The organism is Streptomyces albus subsp. chlorinus (assembly GCF_013302895.1).
Classification (GTDB): domain Bacteria; phylum Actinomycetota; class Actinomycetes; order Streptomycetales; family Streptomycetaceae; genus Streptomyces; species Streptomyces chlorinus.
The window spans coordinates 6,851,836-6,868,361 of record NZ_VJOK01000001.1; the positions used below are offsets into that span (position 1 = coordinate 6,851,836).

Here is a 16,526-nt window from a genome sequence, read left to right on the forward strand (position 1 = left end):
CCCTTGCACCATGCAGCGCCCGGCTGGACGCCGTCCCCCAAGAACCCGCTGACCGATTCACCGGCCCCCGAGCAACCGGCTCAGGTACGCCGCATCCTGCGTCTTTTCCGCCCCTACCGCGGGCGGCTGGCCGTGGTCGGCCTCCTGGTGGCCGCCTCCTCACTGGTCTCCGTCGCTTCGCCCTTCCTGCTGCGCGCGATCCTGGACGTGGCCATCCCGCGGCAGCGGACCGGGCTGCTGTCCCTGCTCGCCCTCGGCATGATCGCGACCGCCGTCATGACCAGCGTCTTCGGCGTGCTCCAGACACTGATCAGCACCACGGTGGGTCAGCGGGTCATGCACGACCTGCGCACCGGTGTGTACGCCAAGCTCCAGCGGATGCCGCTGGCCTTCTTCACCCGCACACGGACGGGCGAGGTGCAGTCCAGGATCGCCAACGACATCGGCGGAATGCAGGCGACGGTCACCTCGACCGCCACCTCGCTCGTCTCCAACCTCACCAGCGTCGTGGCCACCGTCGTCGCCATGCTCGCCCTCGACTGGCGGCTGACGCTCGTCTCCCTCGCGCTGCTGCCCTTCTTCGTGTGGGTGAGCCGTCGGGTGGGACGGGAGCGCAAACGCATCACCACGGAGCGGCAGAAGCAGATGGCCGCGATGTCCGCCCTCGTCACCGAGTCCCTGTCGGTCAGCGGCATCCTGCTGGGCCGGACCATGGGCCGCTCCGACTCCCTCACCAAGAGCTTCGCCGGTGAGTCCGAGCGCCTGGTGGACCTGGAAGTACGCTCCAGCATGGCGGGACGCTGGCGGATGGCCACCATCGGCATCGTCATGGCCGCCATTCCCGCGCTGCTGTACTGGACGGCCGGAGTGCTCACGCGGTTCGGCGGCCCGGCCTTCTCCATCGGCACGCTCGTCGCCTTCGTCACCCTCCAGCAGGGACTGCTGCGCCCCGCCGTCTCCCTGCTGACGACCGGCGTGGAGATGCAGACCTCGCTGGCACTCTTCCAGCGCATCTTCGAGTACCTCGATCTGCCGGTCACCATCACCGAACCGGCCCGCCCTGTGGCCCTGCCCAAGGTGCGCGGAGAGGTCCGCTTCGAGAACGTCGACTTCTCCTACACGGACGGCGGCACAGCACCACCGGACGGCGCCGCCGGGGCGGGCCACACCCTGCGCGGCATCGACCTGACCGTCCCCGCTGGCACCAGCCTGGCCATCGTCGGGGCGACGGGGTCGGGCAAGAGCACCCTCAGCTATCTGGTGCCCCGGCTCTACGACGTGACGGGCGGCCGTGTCACCCTCGACGGGATCGATGTGCGCGACCTCGACTTCGCCACGCTCTCGGCCGCCGTGGGGGTGGTCTCCCAGGAGACCTACCTCTTCCACGCCACCGTCGCCGAGAACCTGCGCTTCGCCAAGCCGGACGCCTCGGACGAGGAACTGCGCGCCGCCGCGCGGGCCGCGCAGATCCACGACCAGATCACCGCGCTGCCCGGCGGTTACGACACGATGGTGGGAGAGCGCGGCTACCGCTTCTCCGGCGGCGAAAAACAGCGCCTCGCCCTCGCCCGCACCATCCTGCGCGACCCGCCGGTGCTGATCCTGGACGAGGCCACCAGCGCACTGGACACCCGAACCGAACGTGCCGTACAGGAGGCCATCGACGCCCTGTCCGCGGGACGCACCACCCTCACCATCGCGCACCGCCTCTCCACCATCCGCGACGCCGACCAGATCGTCGTCCTCGACCGCGGCAGGATCGCGGAACGGGGCACCCACGAGGAGCTTCTCGCGGCGGACGGGAAGTACGCCGCACTGGTACGGCGCGACAGCCGGACGGCGCACCACAGCCGGGCCGCCGACGTGGCGGTGAGCTGACGGACGAGGAGCGTCGCTCTAGCGGCGCACCGGCTGGGGCTTCGGTTTCGGCGGTTCGAAGACGCAGAACTCGTTGCCCTCCGGGTCGCTGAGGACATCCCATTCGATCTTCTCGTCCCGTGCGCGCACCAGTGCCGCCCCCAGCGCCAGCAGCTCGTCCCGGTCGCCGAAGACGTCCAGGTGCATCCGGTTCTTGTGCCCTTCCCTTTTCGGCTCATCGACCGGGTTGATCCAGATCAACGGGCCGGAACCCGTCGGGTCGTAGATCGGCACGGGCCATTCGCGAGGCCGTTCGGGGGACCCGGGCGGCGGCTCACGGCGGGCGTAGCCCAGCGCTCGGCACCACCAGTCCGCGAGGGCCTGGTGGTCGACGGCGTCGAGTGCGAGGTCCTTGAAGCGTGCGGGCATGGGGCGAGCCTACGGCGTGTCAGGCACGCACGGCGGTGGCATGCGTGGCCGTGTCTGCGGGGCGGAAGGGCGGGAGGGGGCACGGGGGCGCGCCGGTGAGAGGCGGTAGCGGGTCAGCGGTAGAGCAGATACGGCCGCCGTGTCCTCTCGAAGTCGCGCACCTCCGCACGCCAGGCGCCGGTGACCTCCTCCGGACTCCTGCCCGCGTCGAGCATCTCGCGCAGCCGGGGGGAGCCCGAGAGCTTGTCGATCCAGAAGGGCCGCTGGGGATCGGGGTCCTTCCGCCAGGCGAAACCGTCGTACTTCATCGCCTCCCGCAGCATCGCCACCGCGGTCGGCACCGCCTCGTAGCGCACCGGATCGGTCACCAGAAGCTGGACGCCGGCACAGGTTCTGCCCTGGTGCTTGCTGAAGGTGGGCACGAAATAGCCCTCCCTGAAGCGCACCCCGGGCAGCCGCAGGGCGTTGAGGCGGTCACTGTAGTGGTGGTCGAGGAAGGGTGCTCCCACGAACTGGAACGGCTGCGTGGTTCCTCGTCCCTCGGACAGATTCGTCCCCTCGAAGTAGCCGGTGCCCGCGTAGACGGTCGCCGTGTCGGGCGTCGGCATGTTGGGGGAGGGCGGCACCCATGGCAGCCCCGTGTGCTGCGCCGTCGTCCTGGGCGACCAGCCGCGCACCCGCACGACCTCCAGCTCCACCTTTCCGCCGTCGCCCTCCTTCGGCAGCAGCTCGCCGTTGAAGTAGCGGGCGAGTTCACCGACCGTCATCCCATGCTGCTGGATGATCGGCTTGAGACCGACACCGGAGGCGAATGCGGGCGTCAGCAGAGGGCCGTCGGCTCTGCGGCCGAGAGGGTTGGGGCGGTCCAGGACGAGGAACGAGGCACCGATGTCCCGCGCGGCGGCCATCGCGTGGTACATCGTCCAGATGTACGTGTAGTAGCGCACCCCGACGTCCTGGATGTCGAAGACGACGGTGTCCACCCCCGCCTTGCGGAAGAGGGCGGTCATCTTCCGTGCGTCGGCACCGTATGCGTCGTACACCGTCAGGCCGGTACGCGGATCCTCGAACTCGGGCTCCGACTCGCCCGCCTGCGCGCTGCCGCGGAAGCCGTGCTCGGGGCCGAAGACGCCGACGATGCGCAGCTCCTCGTGCTCCGCCATCGAGTCGACCACATGGCGTGCGTCCCTCAGCACCCCTGTCGGGTTGCTGAGGACACCGACCTTCCGGTCCCGCAGCACGCGCCAGCCCTCCGCCGCCGCCACGTCGGCCCCCGGGGTCACGCGTCCCGCCCCACGCCCATCCCCCCGTCCAGGCGACTCCGCGGCGGCCCGTCCCGACAACAGCGGCGCGGCGAGGGCGGCGGCCGTGCCACCGGCCATCAGCGAACGGCGAGAGGGTTTACCGGCCATGGAGACCCGTCCTTCCGGCGACGACCAGGAGTGCAGCAGGGGGTGGGGCAAGCTAATACGAATACCCGTAGGCCGACCAGAGGGCGCGCAGCGGGCACCCGGCCGGCGCAACCGCAATCGGTGTGCGTGCCGACGCCTGGAGCGTCAGGATGAAGGCATGCCGACGAACATCACCCTGGTGCGGGGGGACATCACCGAGCAGGACGTCGACGCGGTCGTCAACGCCGCCAACTCCTCACTGCTGGGCGGGGGAGGCGTGGACGGTGCGATCCACCGCAAGGGCGGCCCCGACATCCTCGCCGAGTGCCGCGAGCTGCGTGCCGGACACTACGGGAAGGGCCTCCCCACAGGTCAGGCCGTCGCCACGACAGCCGGGCGGCTTCCGGCACGCTGGGTCATCCACACCGTCGGTCCGGTCCACCGGTCCTCTGGGGGCGATCCGTCACTGCTCGCGTCCTGCTACCGCGAGTCCTTGCGCGTCGCCGACGAACTCGGCGCGCGGACGGTCGCCTTTCCGGCCGTCTCCACCGGCGCCTACGGCTGGCCACTGGAGGACGCGGCACGCATCGCTGTGGAAGCGGTCCGCGAGACGGACACCGATGTTGAAGAGGTCAGGTTCGTGCTCTTCGGTGAGGATGCCTACCAGGCGTTCGCCGCACACGTCGGCTGAGTGCGCGACGCGGCACGGCAACGCCCGGTCGCCTCGTCGCGGAGGCGCCGGTGGCTCACCGCTGCCTTCGACGTCCGCGGTGCCGGCGGGGACCAGGCCGCAGCCGGCACGACAGTTGCCTCCGCCCATGTCCCAGCTGCGTCCGCCCGTGCCTCAACGGCGGGGAGTGCGCAGGTGGATGCGTTCGCCCTGCTTTCCGAAGAGGCTGAGCACTTCGACGCTGCCGCGGCCGGCGGCGCCGAACCAGTGCGGGATCTGGCAGTCGAACTCGGCCGCCTCACCGGCACCCATGAGGAAGTCCCGGTCGCCCAGTTTCACGCGCAGCCGGCCGCGGAGCACGTAGAGCCATTCGTACCCCGCGTGAGTGCGCAGGTGGGGCTCCTCGTCGTGCGCGGGGATCGTCATCTTGTAGGCGCGTGGTTCTCCCTGCTGCCGTGACAGCGGGACCAGCACGCGGCCGCCCTTCCTCGTGGGATGCTGCGGCACCCGGGGGTCGAGGATGCGTGGAGCGGCGACGATGTCGTCGAGGGGGATGCCCAGCGCCGCGGTGACCGGCAGGAGGAGTTCGAGGCTCGGCTTGCGCTGACCCGATTCCAGCCGGGACAGCGTGCTGGTCGAGATGCCCGTGGCACGCGAGAGGTCCGCCAGGCTGACGTCCTTCTTCTCGCGTGCGCGCCGCAGCCGGAGAGGGATCTGCTCGATCACGGCGTCGAGGCTCGGTTGCTCACCCATGGGACGCAGTCAACCAGCCTGTCCCACTATCAGCAACGGGCATTGCCGGAAACGCACGGGAGCGGGTAGGGGCCCTGCCGGAGCCGCCCCGCGCACGGGTTCCGCGGCGTCGGCCGGTGACGCCGGCGCACGACGGCTCAGGCGCCCACGGTCCCGTCGACGCCCTCGCGCAGAAAGTCCGCGTGGCCGTTGTGGCGGCCGTACTCGAGAAGCACGTGCACCATCACCATCCGCAGTGACACCTCCTCGCCCCACCTCGGCTGGAGCCCGGCCAGGTCCAGCGACGCGGCGGCCCGTTCGACGCGGCGCGAGTTCTCCACCTCGGCCTCCCAGGCCGCGAACGCCTCGGCCCGCGTCGAAGCGCTCGCGTCGTACGCCGCCTGGAAGTCGGTCGTGTCGGACCAGACCATGGGTGCGTCGTGGTCCTCGAACACGCGGCGGAACCACGCGCGCTCCACCTCCGCCATGTGCCGCACCAGGCCGAGCAGCGACAGCGTCGAGGGTGGCATGGACCGCTGCCGCAGTTCCTCGTCGGTCAGCCCCTCGCACTTCATGGCGAGGGTCGCACGGTGGTAGTCGAGGAACGCCCGCAGCGTGTCGCGCTCGCTGCCGAGACGGGGCGGTCCTGTGCGAGGGTCGCCGGCCACTGGGCATGCTCCTTGCTCGTGCCTGTGTTCGGGGCCAGCCAGTATCCACTCCCGCCCGGGAACGCGGCACATGGCTCGCGCGATAGATTGATCAGCGAAGAAGCACAGCCGGCGCGGCCGGAGTGTTCCAGGGAGCGATGTGGGAGACGTACTGATCACAGGTGCCTCCAGAGGCATCGGGCTGGCGATCGCCAACCGGCTCGCACGGGCAGGTCACGACGTCATCGGAGTCGGCCGCGGCGAGCCCGGTGCAGACTTCCCCGGCACGTTCTGCCGGTGCGACCTGTCCGACGCCGACGACACGGCGAGAATGCTGGAAGAGGTCACCCGAGGGCGCACGATCCGCCGTGTGGTGAACAACGCGGGCCTCGCACAGCCGCAGCCACTGGAAGAGCTGGAGCTGGGCACCCTTCAGCAGGTGCTGGAAGTGAACCTCCGGGCGTCCGTCCAGATCGTCCAGGCACTCGTGCCCGGCATGCGCGAAGAGCGCTTCGGCCGGATCGTCAACATCACCTCACGGGCCACCTACGGCGCCAGGAACCGCACCGCGTACGCGGCGGCCAAGAGCGCGCTCGTGGGATGCACCCGGGCGTGGGCGCTCGAACTCGCCCGGGACGGCGTGACCTCCAACGCGGTGTCCCCCGGCCCCACCGGCACCGAACTGTTCCACCGCGCCCGGCCCGTCGGCGACGCGGAGCGCGAGGCGATCGCCTCGATCCCTGTGGGACGCCTCGGCACGCCCGACGACATCGCCGCGGCCGTCGCGTTCCTGCTCTCCGACGACGCCGGCTTCATCACCGGCCATGTCCTGGACGTGGACGGAGGAAGCAGCCTCGGCGGACGCTAGGAGCGGCGACGCGTCTCCCCGCGATCCCCCCCGCCACACCCTGAGACCCCCGCGACGCCACCCGCCGAAGGCTCTGCGCCGGGCCGGGGAGCCCGGGCTCGTTCACAAGGGATCAGCCGGCGGTTCGATCAGTTCGGTCGCCCGGAGTGTCGCCGCGACCGCGAGCGGGTCCTCACCGCCCCGGCGTACGGCGACGTCCAGCGCGGTGTCCGCGAACTTGATGGCGTGCTCGTCACCGTGGGCCGCCGCACGGGCGAAGGCCTCTTCCGGAGAGAGCCCGCCACCCGTCGGCACAGGAGCGCCGCGAGAGGGCCCGTAGACGGCTGTGACGGCCGCGCTGGCGGCCCAGGCGGCGTCCACGCTGGCGGCCCACAGCTCGCGGGGCAGCGCCGGCAGGATGCGCAGGACGGCGTTGGGTGCCGTCGCCGCGTGCACCAGCATCACGGGGGAGCCGTGCGCGTGGGTGGCGTACCGGTGGGTGGCGGCGCGCACGATCTCCTCCAGTTCCGTGCGGGCATCCTCCGGTGCGGTGCGCGGAACCGGCCCGGGGGCGTCCGGCGGGGGAGTGCCGGCTCCGGCGCCGGACGCACGCAGCGGCCTTCCGGGAAGTGCCGTGATGCGGGCGAGCCGTTCGCGGATGCCGCCGCTCTGGTCGTCGATCAGCGGCACCGCCTCGTACGCCGCGTCGGCGGACGCCGCACGGGGAAGGGGCTCGATGTGCGGCAGGGTGCTGTGCCGGGCCGCCCAGTACCCGAGCGCGTGCGCCAGTTCGGCACGGCGCGGTGCCGTCTCCCCGCCGTCGGCGAGCAGGGTGCGCACGGCGTGCCCCGTACGGATCACCGGGTGCGTGGCCGCTCCGGAGATACCCGGCAGCAACCGGGGCCACCAGGTGGCCAGCACCTCGCGCCAGGGGCGTTCCTCCACCTGGCGGACGAAGTAGCGTGTCCAGTCCGCGAGGCGCCCGGGGTCGCCCAGCGCCTCGGCCCAGTTGGCATCTGTGACCGGCGAGTCCTGAGCCGGCATGTCCTCCAGCTTGGCCGCGTACCCGTCGATCCAGCGGTGCACCCGTGCCGCCTGCCCGTGGCGCACCAGTGCCTCCACCGCCATCGGCGCGTGGTTGGAGAGCCAGCCCTCGCGCTCGGGGCCGCTGGCGTGGAGACGTTCGAGCGCCTCGTCGAGCGTCCCGGACGTGTCGCTTCGTCCCGCGTCGGTCCTCGTGGTGTCCATGGGGGGACGCTACGGCGGGCCACCGCGCCCGGGGAACGGACGCGGGACCGAACCCCGCGCGCCCAAGGTCCTAGGTCCGTCCGTCGCGCGCGATCGGGCCGGCCGGGCCCTATCCCCTTCGGCCCGAGCGGGCCAGCCACCGGCCGTCCTGGCGGGTGACCTCGATCGGGCGGCCGAAGCACCGTGTCATCAGCGCGCCGGTCAGCACCTCCGAGACGGGTCCGCGGGCGGCGACGCGGCCCTCCCGCAGCAGCAGCGCGTGACTCGTGGTCGGCGGAAGCTCCTCCAGATGGTGGGTGACCGTGACGGTCGCCAGCGAGGGGCGGTCCGCGGCCAGCCGGCACAGCGCGTCGATCAGGTCCTCGCGCGAGGGCAGGTCGAGCGCGTTGAACGGCTCGTCCAGCAGCAGCAGCGACGGCGCGGGCATCAGGGACCGGGCGATCAGGATCCGGGCCCGCTGGCCGCCCGAGCACACTCCGAAGGGCCGGTCGGCCAACTCCTTGCAGCCCAGCTCGGACAGCAGCTCGGTGGCCAGCTGACGCGTCTCGTCGTCGTACTTGCGCCACAGGGGCTGCACGGTACCGGTGGCGCCGGTCAGTACGACCGTGTGCGCCGTCGCGTCCTGCGGCACGCGCTGCGCCGTGGACACATGACCGATGTGCGCCCGCAGCTCGCGCACGTCCACCCGGCCGAGCCGGTTGCCCAGCACCTCGACGGTGCCGGTGGTGGGGTGCATGACGGCGCCGATCAGCTTCAGCAGCGTCGTCTTGCCCGCACCGTTGGCGCCCAGCAGCGCCCAGTGCTCACCGGACCGCACCGACCAGTCGATCCCGTCGAGGATGAGCTGGTCCGAGGTCACGCGACGGACACCGACCCCCTCGATCGAGGCGACCTGGCGAGGTGAGGGCTGGTTCATGACGGGCCTCCGGACCTGCTGGCGGGTACGGCACGCGGCTGGGCGCCCTCGTGCGCCGTTCGGGCGTACAGGCTAGCTGTAGGGTGCAGCGGCCCGCGCGAGCGTCTCACCGGCGGAGACGGCCAGTGGTTCGCCGTGTCCGAAGCAGACGGTCTCCACCGCCTCCGCCCCAGCGCGCACAGCCGCAGGAACGACGTCACCGTGCGCGCCCGGTCCTGGTTGAAGACGCCCGGCACGGGGCCCTCCGGAACGCCCGCCACCGCGTCACCGGTGAACAGTGTGCGATGCGCCGGCAGGAGGAGGGCGATGCTGCCCTCCGTGTGGCCGGGCACCGACAGCACCCTGGCGCCGCCACCGAGTTCGAGCACGTCACCCTCCGCCACCTCCCGGTCGACCCGGCAGGGTGGCGTCGGCGGGACGGCCGGGGCCGCGGAGGTGATGCCGAGAGGAGCGTGCACCTCGTCGAAGACGGCGCGCTCCCACTCCGGCGCGCCGGCCATGTCGGGTGGCGGAGCCGGGACGTGCCCCCGGATGACGGGAGTGTCCGCCCTGTGCGCGACCACTTCCGCGCCGTGCCGGTCGGCCAGTTCGGCGGCCGAGCCGGTGTGGTCGGGATGGCAGTGGGTGAGCACGATACGCCGCAGTGCGGCGGGGTCTGCCCCGCTGCGCCGGATGGCGTCCTCCGCCTCGTCGGCGCCGCCGGGCGGGCCGGTGTCCACGAGCGTGAGCGTGTCACCGTCCCGCCACAGGTACGCCTGCCCGACGGGAAAGGGATCACGTGCAGAAAGGGTCGTACTCTTCGGGCTCCATGCCCGGAAAGTACGCGGCGGAGAGCGGACCCGGCAGAGCGTTACGCCGGCGGCGTAGCGGCTGCGCGGACAGTGAACGTCCCGGCCGCGCCCCTCAGAGGGCGTCTTACCTTCCCCGGTACGGGACCACCCCGTCGCTCCCGCGGTGCGCCCCCCCGGCGGGAACCGGAGGGGACGCGCGGTGCGGCGGCGGGGTCGGTGGGCACCGAGCCGGACCGGTGGCGACGGGCAGGGCCCGCGGCGAACCGGTGGGGATCCCCGGGCCGGGGTACCGAGGGTGTCAGCGGCCTTGGACCGCTGCTTTGTAGCGTCCGACCGGGGGCAGCCAGCACAGTACCGCGGTCACCACCGCCAGGACGATGGCACCGAGGCTGGTGGCGTACAGCCCCGCCGGTGCGGCGTCGCGCAGGACGAGAGCGTGCGGGAAGGCGGCCGCCAGCAGTGCCACGACGGTCAGCAGCGCCCTGGCCCACATAGCTCCCGCGTGGCAGCACAGTGCGAACAGCAGCACGGCGACGGCGAGGACAGCGGCGATGGCGGCACGTGCCGCCATGGTGCCGTGCCAGTCGGTGACGATTCCGTCCCACATGGTCGCGCTGAACCGTTTGACGTCCGCCGAGTCGGTACCCGAGGGCAGGCCCACCGCAGTGGGGTTGCTGTCCACGGCCTTGCGGACGTTCTCGTCGGCGAGGTCCTTGCCGCCCACGAACACCATCAGCGCGCCTATGAGCCCGCACAGCGCGGAGAGGACGGCGGCCGACAGCATGGCGGTCATGACGGCCGGTCTCTTCGGCGGCGCCTGGGTGCTGTCCATGGCCGGGGGGTCGGGGAGCATGCCGGTGTGAGGGGAGGCGGTCGGGGGGTGGCTCACGTGCGTGAACTCCTTGCGAGAATGCGGAAGGGGAACGAACGGTTCGACCTTTCCATGAACGCCCTCCGCCGAACCACCGGTTCCGTTGAGGAATCCGAAGAACATCACCCGTGAACTGCCGGACAGAGCACGGAAGTTAGGCTGCTGGGCCCCTACCGCCGGACGAAGGAGAACGAGAGGCGCCCTATGCCCCCCATGGACACCCCCGAGTACCCGCCCGGGTTGCTCGACATCACGATGGACCAACTGCGCACCCTGCTCGCCGTGCACGAGGAAGGCACCGCACTGGGTGCGGCCCGGCGGCTCGGACGCGAGCAGTCCAGCATCCAGAAACAGCTCGACACGATGAACCGCAAACTGGGCGAGCACTGCGGTGAGCCCCTGCTGCGCAAACGGGGACGTGGCGAGCGCGTACAGTTCACACGCACCGGCGAGCACCTCGCCCGGCTGGCCGGCGGCACCCTCGACGGGTGGCGCGAAGGGCTGGACTCCGCCCGCAGACGGTGCGGAAGAAGCCTGCGCGTGGGCTCCACCCGTTACACGCTCGGGTATCTCCTGTCCGCTGTCGAAGAGGTCAACGACCGTTTCCGGCGGAACGGTGTGGAGCTGACCATGGCACATGTACGCAGCGGCACACTGCTGGAGAAACTGCGCTCGCACGAACTCGACCTGGTGTGCGGCAGTGTCCTCACCTCGACGTCCGCGGGGGCCGTCGAGTCGGGAGGCACGGCCACGCACGACCCTCGGCTCGCCGGCTACGAGGTCATGCAGTGGCGGCGCGGCGGGTTCTGTCTGGTCACCAACCAGCAGGACGGCGACCTCCCTCTGGACAGCCGGGGAGTGGGAGTGCGGTCCCTGGGGAGGCTGCCGCTGGTGGTCTCGGGCGACGGGCTGATCCCGAACGTCCTGCGCGGTTGGTTCGGCCCCGAGTACCGCCGCCGTATGCGCATCGCGGCGGAGATCGACTCGGCGCACTACGGCTTCGAACTCCTCAGCTCAGGTGTACTGCGCGGCAGCATGCTGGTCACCCAGGGGATCGGCGAGGCCATCGCCGAGGGCAGGATGGCCGAGGCCGAGGGGCTGCGCGTCCTGCCCCTGGTCGAGGACATGGGACCGCGCCAGCGGGTGCTCGTCGGGGCGTTCCGCCGCCGTGAGCCCGAGAACCACGACCCCGGCCATCCGGTCAGCCTGCTGTGGGCCGAGCTGGGCCGTCAGCACGCCCGGCTCCAGCAGGAGGCGCGGGGCCGGCCGTTGGTGACATCGTCCGACCCGGTACCGGCCGCGGCGGTCCCCGCGCGCTGACCACCGGCCCCCTCGCCCTCTCCCCGCCCTTGCGTGCCGGCCTCCCCGCCCTTGTGTGCCGGTTCCGGGTTCCCCGCGGCCCACCACCGTCATGGACCCACTCATCGGGCCCCGACACGGTATGCGGGTCCGGCGCATGGGCTGCCGGACCCGCATACGCGGACCGCGTGTACTGGGGAAGGGGGGCACGTTTCGGGATTCCGGCGCGGGGCCTCAGCCCCTCGGGGGAGCCCCGTTCCCTGCGGCACCCTCGGAGTCCTCGGCGCCTTCGGAGTCTTCGGTGCTCTCGGTCTCCGCGGCATCGTCGGTGACGAGTACCACGTCGAGGGTGCGGGGTCCGTGGACGCCCTCCACGCGGTTCAGTTCGATGTCACTGGTGGCCGAGGGACCGGAGATCCAGGTCTGCGGTCGTGCCGGGTCCAGCCGTTCGAGTGCCTGCGGCACCGAGTCGACGACCTGCTCGGGGACCCGCACCACACAGATGTGATGGTCGGGCACGAGGGTGACGCGGCGCCGCCCCTGGTCCTCGGAGGCGTCCAGCACCAGCGTGCCCGTCTCCGCGACGGCCACCGCGCACCCGGTCACCACGCTGCCGATCGCGTCCAGCTCCCTGGGAGAGAGTGCCGCCGAGTCGCGTACGTGCCGCATGCCCTCCGGCACCCACGCGTCGGGAACGCCCGGGGGCGTCACGACACTGCGGGAGCCGCGCAGGGCCAGCAGTCCGGCCACGGTCCTGGGCAACGCCGCGGGGGAGCAGTGGTGCACGTGCGCCCGGTAGTCCGCCAGGTGCTCGGCCAACAGCTGTGCCCTCTCGCGCGGGGTGCGCTCCCCGTGCACGCGGAGGTAGTCGCGGGCGACCTTCACCTGCTCGGGCCGCTCGTCGCGAGGGACGTCGGCCAGGGCGCGCCGTACCCGGGCCAGAACAGTCTCCCGGCTGCCGCTGCCGCTCATCGGACCATTCCTGCCGGACCGTCGCCGTCGCCCTTGTCATTACCGTTGGCGCTGCTGTCGCCGCTGCCGCTGTTGCGGTCGCTATCGCTATCGCTGTCGCCGGGCCGCGCCCCTCTTCCGCCGCTGCCGGGCCCGCCCTGGGGGCCACGCGTACGCCGCCACCAGTCGCGGAAGGACTCGGGAGGCACAGCCGGGACGTCACGGGTGTCCGTCCAGGCGCGGCCAGGGCCCGGGAGCCTGCGGGGCACCAGGCGGCGCGCCCGTGAGGCCAGCCGCTCCCCGGCGCGCAGGGCACGCGGGTGGTCGAACGCCCAGGTGGCCGCTCGCATGGCCGCGCGTTCGGCAGCGTGCCCCTTGGCGGGTTTGACGGTCGTACGCTGTCCGCGCACTGTGGCCGTCCCGCCCTGCACGACACGTTCCCTCAGGTGCACCAGCACCTCGGGGATGTCGATGGCCACCGGGCACACCTCGAAGCAGGCACCGCACAGCGACGAGGCGTAGGGCAGCGACGTGTCCAGGCCGGTGTCCATGCTGTCGAGCTGCGGTGTGAGGATCGCGCCGATCGGGCCCGGGTAGGGCGAGCCGTAGGCGTGCCCGCCCGCGCGCTCGTAGACCGGGCACACGTTGAGACAGGCCGAGCAGCGGATGCACCGCAGTGTCTGCCGGCCCACCCGGTCGGCCAGCGTGTCACTGCGGCCGTTGTCCAGGAGCACCAGATGGAAGGTCCGCGGCCCGTCCTCCTCGGTGGTCCCCGTCCATGTCGAGGTGTACGGGTTCATCCGCTCGGCCGTGGAGGATCGCGGCAGCAATTGGAGGAAGACTTCGAGGTCCTGCCATGTGGGGACCACCTTTTCGATGCCGACGACCGAGATCAGTGTCTCGGGCAGCGTCAGACACATCCGGCCGTTGCCCTCCGACTCGACGACAACCAGGGTGCCGCTCTCGGCCACCATGAAGTTCGCCCCGGAAATGCCCACTTTGGCAGTCAGGAACTTCTCCCGCAGGTGCAGCCGCGCTGCCTCCGCCAGCTCCGCGGGGGCGTCGGTGAGCCCGTCCGGAGCCGGACGGCCCCACCGGCCCATCCGCTCCCGGAAGATCTCGCGGATCTCCCCCCTGTTGCGGTGGATGGCCGGGACGAGGATGTGGGAGGGATGGTCGTCGCCCAACTGCACGATCAGTTCCGCCAGGTCGGTCTCGTACGCCGCGATCCCGGCGCGCTCCAGCGCCTCGTTGAGGCCGATCTCCTGTGTGGCCATCGACTTGACCTTGACGACCTCGCGCTCGCCGGTCTCCCGTACCAGCCGGGTGACGATCTCGTTGGCCTCCCGCGCGTCGGCGGCCCAGTGGACCGTGCCGCCCGCCGCGGTCACGGCGCCCTCCAGCTGTTCCAGGTAGTGGTCGAGGTGGCGCAGCGTACGGTCCTTGATCTGCGCACCGGCCGCACGCAGCGCCGCCCAGTCCACCAGCTCGGCGACGGCGCCGGCCCGCTTGTCACGGATCGTGTGGGTGGCATGACGCAGATTGCGGCGCAGCCGCTCGTCCCGGACGGAGACCTCGGCGGCCTGCGGGAAGGGAGGCATTCCCAGGTAGGTGACGCTCACCGTTCCTCCCCGTCCGCGCCCTGGCATCCGTGCAGTGCCAGGTGTACGCCCCTGACGGATGCGCCACTCAGCGCCGTGTCCCTCACAGGGGAGCCTCCTTCGTGCTCGCCAGGATCTCGGCCAGATGCACGGGGCGCACCCGTGAGCCCGCCCGGGTGAGCGTCCCACCGATGTGCATCAGGCAGGAGTTGTCCACCGTGCACACCGACTCCGCTCCGGTCTCCTCGATGTGGCGGGCCTTGTCGGCGCCCATGGCGGACGAGACGGCCGCGTTCTTCACAGCGAACGTACCGCCGAAACCGCAGCACTCCTCCGCGCCCTCCAGCTCCCGCAGTTCGAGCCCCTCGACGTGTTCCAGCAGCTTCCGTGGCCGCTCACCCAGACCGAGCATGCGCAAACCGTGGCAGGTGGGGTGGTAGGTGACGGTGTGCGGGTAGTAGGCGCCCACATCGGTGACGCCCAGGACGTCGACCAGGAACTCCGTCAGCTCGTAGGTACGCGGTACCACGCTCTCCGCCACGGCAGCCAGCACTCCGCCGCGCCCTTCGGCAGCCGCTTTCGCGCCCATACGGGGATAGTTCTCCCGCACCATCGCCGCGCACGAGCCGGAGGGTACGACGATGTGGTCGTATCCCTCGAAGGCGGCGGCGTAACGGTGCACCAGTGGCTCCGTGGCGTGCCGGTAGCCGGTGTTGAACTGTGGCTGCCCGCAGCACGACTGGGTCTCGGGGAAGTCCACCTCCACCCCGAGCCGCTCCAGCAGAGCCACCACGGCCTGCCCCGTGCGCGGATAGAGCGCGTCGTTGACACAGGTGACGAAGAGCGCTACGCGCACGGCGTCTCCCTTCCCCTTCCGTTCCGTCCTCGCACTGCTTGCGTGGGCGCATCCACGGGGATGCGCGCGGGTGCGGTCCGCCGGCCGGCAGCCGGTGGGAGCCGCCGGCGGATGATCACGCCGGGGCCCCACTGTCGCAGTCACACCTGGGCGTGCACCAGTGGCACCCCCGCGCGGGAAGGATGAAAGCGGCCCGACGAGCTGGCACGGCGGACCTGGAAGCCGCTCAGGCGGCGGCCGAGCCTTTGGTGGCTCAGACGGCGGCCGAGTCCCTGGGGACGGTGGCGGTGGCGGCGGCGGTGGCCTCTCCGGCCTCTCCCGGCTCTCCGGACGCGAGCAGGGCCTTCAGATCCCGTACGGCGGCCCGTCCGGCCCTGTTGGCACCGATGGTGCTGGCCGAGGGGCCGTAGCCGACCAGGTGGACGCGCGGGTCGCGGACCGCCCGTGTGCCCTCCAGACGGATGCCGCCGCCCGGTTCCCGCAGCCTCAGTGGTGCGAGGTGGTCGATGGCCGGGCGGAAGCCGGTGGCCCACACGATCGTGTCCGCCTTCGCCCGGTTCCCGTCCGCCCACTCGACGCCATCCTCGGTGACCCGCGAGAACATCGGCAGCCGTTCCAGCACGCCGCGCTCCCGGGCACGGCGCACCTCGTCCGTCATCGGCAGTCCCGTCACGGAGACCACGCTCTGCGGCGGCAGTCCCCGGCGGACGCGCTCCTCGACCAGCGCCACGGCGGCGCGGCCCTCCTCCTGCCCGAACATCCCCGCGCGGAAGCGCGGAGGCCGCCGCGTCACCCACAGCGTCTCCCGTGCCACTCCGGAGATCTCCATGAGGTGCTGCACGGCCGAGGTGCCGCCCCCGACGACGACCACCCGCCGGCCCACGAACGCCTCCGCGTGCGGTCCCGGGTACCGGGCCGTGTGCAGCTGCCTCCCCCGGAAGAGTTCCTGCCCCGGCACGCGGGGCCAGAACGGCCGGTCCCAGGTGCCTGTCGCGTTGATCACGGCGCGTGCCGCCCAGTCACCCTGCGACGTCCGCACCAGCAGCCGCCCTCCCCAGCCCGCGTCCCGTACCTCCCGCACGTCCACCGGCCGGCGTACCGGCAGAAAGAAGGCGTCCTCATAGGCGGCGAAGTACTCCGCGATCACCTCTGCCGACGGCCGGTCCGGGTCGGCGCCGGTCAGCTCCATGCCGGGCAGCGCGTGCATCCCGTGTACGCGCCCATAGGTGAGGGTCGGCCACCGGAACTGCCACGCCCCGCCCGGTGCGGGCGCGTGATCGAGGACCACGAAGTCCACACCGGGTCCGAACCCCGTGCGCCGCAGGTGGTACGCGCTGGAGAGCCCCGCCTGCCCGGCACCGACGACCACGACCTCCACGCTGTCCATGTCCTGTGAACCACGCGCGACCCGGGAACCTTC

At 71.8% G+C, this 16,526-nt stretch carries 16 protein-coding genes; 4 read left to right on the top strand and 12 right to left on the bottom strand.

The genetic code is table 11. The features are described from left to right. Window positions 1-3 precede the first annotated feature (3 nt). On the top strand, window positions 4-1,878 hold the full coding sequence (locus FM076_RS29665; protein WP_428815098.1) for an ABC transporter ATP-binding protein: 1,875 nt from the start codon (window positions 4-6) through the stop codon (window positions 1,876-1,878). An 18-nt stretch (window positions 1,879-1,896) separates the two neighbouring features. Here the strand turns inward: FM076_RS29665 and FM076_RS29670 are convergent, their stop codons facing one another. Together FM076_RS29670 and FM076_RS29675 are read right to left on the bottom strand one after the other, a co-directional pair. After that, complete coding sequence (locus FM076_RS29670; protein WP_173873929.1) at window positions 1,897-2,286, bottom strand: VOC family protein; 390 nt, start codon at window positions 2,284-2,286, stop codon at window positions 1,897-1,899. A gap of 113 nt (window positions 2,287-2,399) precedes the next feature. Continuing rightward, window positions 2,400-3,698, bottom strand: coding sequence for an exo-beta-N-acetylmuramidase NamZ family protein (locus FM076_RS29675; protein ID WP_173873930.1), 1,299 nt, complete (start codon window positions 3,696-3,698; stop codon window positions 2,400-2,402). A 157-nt stretch (window positions 3,699-3,855) separates the two neighbouring features. On the opposite strand from FM076_RS29675, the gene FM076_RS29680 reads away from it, so the two are divergent. Continuing rightward, the gene (locus FM076_RS29680) at window positions 3,856-4,368 is read left to right on the top strand and encodes an O-acetyl-ADP-ribose deacetylase (RefSeq protein ID WP_173873931.1); all 513 of its coding nucleotides are present in this window, start codon (window positions 3,856-3,858) and stop codon (window positions 4,366-4,368) included. Between the two features lie 153 nt (window positions 4,369-4,521). Here FM076_RS29680 and FM076_RS29685 read toward each other — a convergent pair whose 3' ends face one another. Both FM076_RS29685 and FM076_RS29690 read right to left on the bottom strand, forming a co-directional pair. Then, on the bottom strand, window positions 4,522-5,100 hold the full coding sequence (locus FM076_RS29685; protein WP_173873932.1) for a helix-turn-helix domain-containing protein: 579 nt from the start codon (window positions 5,098-5,100) through the stop codon (window positions 4,522-4,524). A gap of 137 nt (window positions 5,101-5,237) precedes the next feature. Further along, window positions 5,238-5,747, bottom strand: coding sequence for a DinB family protein (locus FM076_RS29690; protein WP_173873933.1), 510 nt, complete (start codon window positions 5,745-5,747; stop codon window positions 5,238-5,240). A gap of 139 nt (window positions 5,748-5,886) precedes the next feature. On the opposite strand from FM076_RS29690, the gene FM076_RS29695 reads away from it, so the two are divergent. Beyond that, on the top strand, window positions 5,887-6,594 hold the full coding sequence (locus FM076_RS29695; RefSeq protein ID WP_173873934.1) for an SDR family oxidoreductase: 708 nt from the start codon (window positions 5,887-5,889) through the stop codon (window positions 6,592-6,594). A gap of 102 nt (window positions 6,595-6,696) precedes the next feature. Here FM076_RS29695 and FM076_RS29700 read toward each other — a convergent pair whose 3' ends face one another. The 4 genes from FM076_RS29700 to FM076_RS29715 form a co-directional block, all read right to left on the bottom strand. Then, the gene (locus FM076_RS29700; RefSeq protein ID WP_173873935.1) at window positions 6,697-7,821 is read right to left on the bottom strand and encodes a questin oxidase family protein; all 1,125 of its coding nucleotides are present in this window, start codon (window positions 7,819-7,821) and stop codon (window positions 6,697-6,699) included. 109 nt (window positions 7,822-7,930) lie between these two features. Next, window positions 7,931-8,737 (bottom strand): ABC transporter ATP-binding protein, encoded by an 807-nt coding sequence (locus tag FM076_RS29705; protein ID WP_173873936.1) that lies wholly within the window; start codon window positions 8,735-8,737, stop codon window positions 7,931-7,933. Beyond that, entirely contained in the window at window positions 8,734-9,456 is a 723-nt protein-coding gene (locus FM076_RS29710) for an MBL fold metallo-hydrolase (protein ID WP_345945317.1), read from the bottom strand. The genes FM076_RS29705 and FM076_RS29710 overlap by 4 nt, the downstream gene beginning before the upstream one ends. A gap of 370 nt (window positions 9,457-9,826) precedes the next feature. Then, window positions 9,827-10,417 carry a hypothetical protein gene (locus FM076_RS29715; protein WP_173873937.1) on the bottom strand — a complete coding sequence of 197 codons (591 nt, stop codon included), beginning with the start codon at window positions 10,415-10,417 and terminating at the stop codon, window positions 9,827-9,829. 186 nt (window positions 10,418-10,603) lie between these two features. On the opposite strand from FM076_RS29715, the gene FM076_RS29720 reads away from it, so the two are divergent. Beyond that, the gene (locus FM076_RS29720; RefSeq protein WP_243274672.1) at window positions 10,604-11,719 is read left to right on the top strand and encodes a LysR family transcriptional regulator; all 1,116 of its coding nucleotides are present in this window, start codon (window positions 10,604-10,606) and stop codon (window positions 11,717-11,719) included. A gap of 213 nt (window positions 11,720-11,932) precedes the next feature. Here the strand turns inward: FM076_RS29720 and FM076_RS29725 are convergent, their stop codons facing one another. The 4 genes from FM076_RS29725 to FM076_RS29740 all read right to left on the bottom strand — a co-directional run bounded on the left by FM076_RS29725 (window position 11,933) and on the right by FM076_RS29740 (window position 16,493). Next, entirely contained in the window at window positions 11,933-12,670 is a 738-nt protein-coding gene (locus tag FM076_RS29725) for a LutC/YkgG family protein (protein WP_173873938.1), read from the bottom strand. Beyond that, the gene (locus FM076_RS29730) at window positions 12,667-14,271 is read right to left on the bottom strand and encodes a lactate utilization protein B (protein WP_345945318.1); all 1,605 of its coding nucleotides are present in this window, start codon (window positions 14,269-14,271) and stop codon (window positions 12,667-12,669) included. The genes FM076_RS29725 and FM076_RS29730 overlap by 4 nt, the downstream gene beginning before the upstream one ends. A gap of 82 nt (window positions 14,272-14,353) precedes the next feature. Next, on the bottom strand, window positions 14,354-15,106 hold the full coding sequence (locus FM076_RS29735; protein ID WP_173873939.1) for a heterodisulfide reductase-related iron-sulfur binding cluster: 753 nt from the start codon (window positions 15,104-15,106) through the stop codon (window positions 14,354-14,356). Window positions 15,107-15,359: 253 nt separating this feature from the next. Continuing rightward, window positions 15,360-16,493, bottom strand: a complete 1,134-nt coding sequence (locus FM076_RS29740; RefSeq protein ID WP_173873940.1) for an NAD(P)-binding domain-containing protein — start codon at window positions 16,491-16,493, stop codon at window positions 15,360-15,362. Window positions 16,494-16,526 lie beyond the last annotated feature (33 nt).